The 3,694-nt window shown below is 36.9% G+C and carries 3 protein-coding genes and 1 riboswitch; of the genes, 2 read left to right on the top strand and 1 reads right to left on the bottom strand.

The features are described from left to right. The first annotated feature begins 213 nt into the window (after nt 1-213). Nucleotides 214-453: a hypothetical protein gene (locus AB3I27_RS13840; RefSeq protein WP_002316697.1), complete on the top strand. Its 240-nt coding sequence runs from the start codon at nt 214-216 to the stop codon at nt 451-453. A 422-nt stretch (nt 454-875) separates the two neighbouring features. Here AB3I27_RS13840 and AB3I27_RS13835 read toward each other — a convergent pair whose 3' ends face one another. Then, nucleotides 876-2,735 (bottom strand): heavy metal translocating P-type ATPase, encoded by a 1,860-nt coding sequence (locus AB3I27_RS13835; RefSeq protein WP_002390704.1) that lies wholly within the window; start codon nt 2,733-2,735, stop codon nt 876-878. A 130-nt stretch (nt 2,736-2,865) separates the two neighbouring features. Beyond that, nucleotides 2,866-2,974: riboswitch (NiCo riboswitch) on the bottom strand. Nucleotides 2,975-3,418: 444 nt separating this feature from the next. Between AB3I27_RS13835 and AB3I27_RS13830 the strand changes: the two genes are divergently transcribed. Continuing rightward, nucleotides 3,419-3,694, top strand: a 276-nt coding sequence (locus AB3I27_RS13830; protein ID WP_154018182.1) for an IS6 family transposase, incomplete at its 3' end; no start/stop codon positions are given.

Genomic DNA, 3,694 nt, shown 5'->3' with positions numbered 1-3,694 from the left:
GATATGCTTTTGAAAAAAGCACTCCATACTCTTGTCTTTTAAGGAAAAACGATTGCGATTATAGGAGTTTTTCTTTTCCCTGCTTTTGTTATTATTCTCTCTTTTCATCAGTAAATGAAAGTCGCTGATAAAAAAAATCAGGACATTTACTCCTTGTCCCCCTTCACAAAACGAACACTTGTTCTTATAATGGTTCTAAAGGAGTGATTATCCATGAAATATTTGAATGACGAATATCAAGACCGGGGTATGAAAAAATGGGCGGGCTTTTTCTTATCTGAACACACAGCTGAACAGGAAAAAATTCAAAAAGGATTGGCTCACATCAATTCCCCAAAGCCCCAAATGTCCGAACAAGAGATTGGCGAGGTGCTTCAAGTGGCTAGATTAAAAAATAAGTCCGTTGCCATCCAAATCGAGGCCATCGATAACGAAGGAAATTATTACGATTAATATGCCACTGATGACGGTGATTTGATTTTTCTTTCCTAAAATACACCTTTGCATGATTTTTTCCTCCTGTTTGTTGTTTGTAATGTAAGTCTACTGGATTGAATCAGATTAAGAATTGATCCTCATCAAGAAGTGGTTTTCCTTCGAAAATAGTTTTTCACTGCGCGGTCTTTTTTGTTTTACTCTTTCGTATAACTCTATGATAGCTCCTTTATTGTTTTTAATAATTGATGACAATCAAGTTTGAATAAACAATTTTTAGCATGTATTTAAAATAGATAAAGCTGATAATTTCTGTTCAGAAATTATCAGCTTTTTTGACGATTTAGGCTTTCGCCAAGGGTAAGCTTCATTCCCTACAGATACAAATTTAAAAAGCTGTAGATATTCGCTCACCCTTTCAGCTAATATCATGATGCAGTCTAATAAGCACCACTTAATTCCGCTTTTGTTTTTTCGGACCCTAACAACCGCAAGCCGTTTAAGATGACGAGGATTGTGGAGCCCTCATGGAATAGTACTGCTAAAGGAAGTCCCAGAACGCCGAACATATTTAAAGTAATCAAGCTGACAATAACAGCGATGGAGAAAATGACATTTTGAATAATGATTTTATTTAATTTCTTGCTTAGCTGATAGCTATAAAACAATTTAGACAAATCATTCTTCACTACAACGACATCAGAGGATTCCATTGCGACTGACGAGCCACTTCCCATCGCAATTCCGATATCTGCATTCGCTAGCGCGGGCGCATCATTGATCCCATCGCCAATCATCCCAACAACTTCTTCTTTTCCTTGGCTTTTTAAGACAAAATCTATTTTATCTTCCGGTAACATGGAAGAAATATAGTCATCTACCTTTACTTCCTTTGCAACCTGTGCCGCAACCTTTTCGTTATCTCCCGTTAAAAGATAAACCTTGATGCCCTCTTTTTGGAAATCCGCAACCGTACTCGCTGACTGCGGACGAATTCGATCCCGGAGTGAGAAGTAACCGACGACTTCATTTCCCTTCGCTACAAATATGGTCGTATCGCCTTTTTCCAGTAGCTTTTCAAACTGATCAAATTTATCATATTGCTTAAATGCATCCGGTTTTCCAACTAGGATTGCCCCTTTTTTAATTCCCGAACCAGCAATTTCTTCAATCGATTCCGCTTGATTCACTTGTGCTAAGTTAATCTCTTTAAAGGCAGAAACAATTGCTCTTCCGATTGGGTGACTGGATTGTTGCTCCATATAAATGACTTCTTTTAACAGCTCTTGGTCCAAATGATAATCGACCACTTGGAAGTCGCCATACGTCAATGTTCCGGTCTTATCTGTATACAAAATATTCATTGTACTTAACGCTTCCATTGCGGCTCCACCTTTAAATAAGATACCGTTTTTGGCTCCATTACTTATCGCGCTTAACGTAGCCGGTGTAGCTGATGCCACCAATGCACATGGACTAGCCACTGTTAAAAGTACCATTCCACGATAAAATGCTTCTTCTAATGGTAGGCTTAGGAAATAATATAGAAAGAAGATGAAAATAGGTACGATAATTAAAACGCCAATCACGTACTTACTTTCAATACGGTCTATAAACTTTGCGATTCGAGAAGGTTTGTTTTGTGCTTCTTCAACCATCCGGATAATATTGGAAAACATGGTTTGATTCAGTGTCTTGTTTACTTCTATATGAAAAACATTTCCTTCATTAATCGTTCCGGCAAAAACTTCCTCCTTTAACTCTTTTTCTACTGGGACAGACTCACCCGTTAAAGCCGCTTCATTCACGATTGCATTTCGGTCGATCAAGCCATCAATAGGGATTTGACCACCTTTCGATACCACGACAATGTCCCCAATAACTAACTCTTTCGTAGGGGTAACCACTACATCCCCATTTTCTTTTAGCACTTGGGCTGTGTCGGGTACTTGCGCCATTAATTCTGAAATCGCGCTGGTGGATTTGTTCGTTGCATAATCTTCCAAAACTTCTGCAGCAGCAAAAATCAATAGCAACGCCGCTCCTTCAGACTCAAAATCAATGATTACTGCACCAACTGCTGCCAAAACCATTAATAGGTCGACATTTGGTGAGCGATCTTTAATCGTTTCAACAACAGCATGTTTTGCCGCATAGAAGCCTAAAAAGAAAATTGAAATATAAAATAGTATGGAACTGTATGCATCATTTAGTGGGATAAAGATAAACCCTAAGATTGTAAATAAAACACCGACAACTAAAAATTGTCCTTGCCTACTTTTTGTTAGATACTCAACCATTTCTAAAACCTCTTTCTTATTTTTTGTTTTTTTGCTTACCAATTATTACAAATCCATTTCATCTCATCTTTTCACTCCCCTTTATTTAGAAATATATATATAAAAAAGGGCACACCTATAGAACAGAATTAACTGTCCCACAGGTATGCCCTTATTATTTACATACTCTGCTGCCGCAAAAATTGCAGCCCGGCTGCATGGACCTTTTATATGTCCACCGCCTGTTCAGATCACAATGAATATAACCAACAAACAAAATCTGTTATATTCCAAAGCTTTCATTATTTAGTTTTAATATGCTTCATTGATTCTCATGTAACTATTATAACAAATTTTTTTTGAATTTCAAATCGCTTTTCCATTATTTGAACAGGGTAGAATAGCAATCGCAGCCATAAGCTTTGTGGCGGATCGAAGTCTAGGAAATGTATGCTTCCTTAGTTAGTTCATAAAGTTTTATTTCCACTTTTTTAAATAATTTTTGATATTCTTCTCCCATTTTTTGGTAAATTTCTAATAATTGCATCAATTCTTTTTTTTTAATAAATCACCCATGTGTTCACTCCTGTTCTCCCTCTGTTGTTTTGAATATTCATAATACTTTAAAGGGTTCTGTTGCAAAGTTTTCTGATAAACTGATTTTAAGGTAAAATGAATGGAAAAGATAGCTTGGAGGAATCAAGATAGATCATTTTAAAGGCAAGCAATTTCAGAAAGATGTGATTATTGTCGCCGTAGGCTACTACCTTCGGTATAATCTTAGCTATCGTGACGTCCAAGAAATCCTATATGACCGTGGCATTAACGTTTCTCACACCACCATCTACCGCTGGGTACAGGAATATGGAAAACTACTTTACACTATTTGGAAAAAGAAAAATAAACAATCCTTCTATTCGTGGAAGATGGATGAGACCTATATTAAAATCAAAGGGAAATGGCACTATCTTTATCGAGCA

This window comes from Enterococcus sp. C46, from assembly GCF_040887565.1.
GTDB classification, from domain to species: Bacteria; Bacillota; Bacilli; order Lactobacillales; family Enterococcaceae; genus Enterococcus_B; species Enterococcus_B lactis.
Note: the sequence above shows the minus strand (reverse complement) of the source record. Positions and strands in the feature narration are given on the sequence as shown.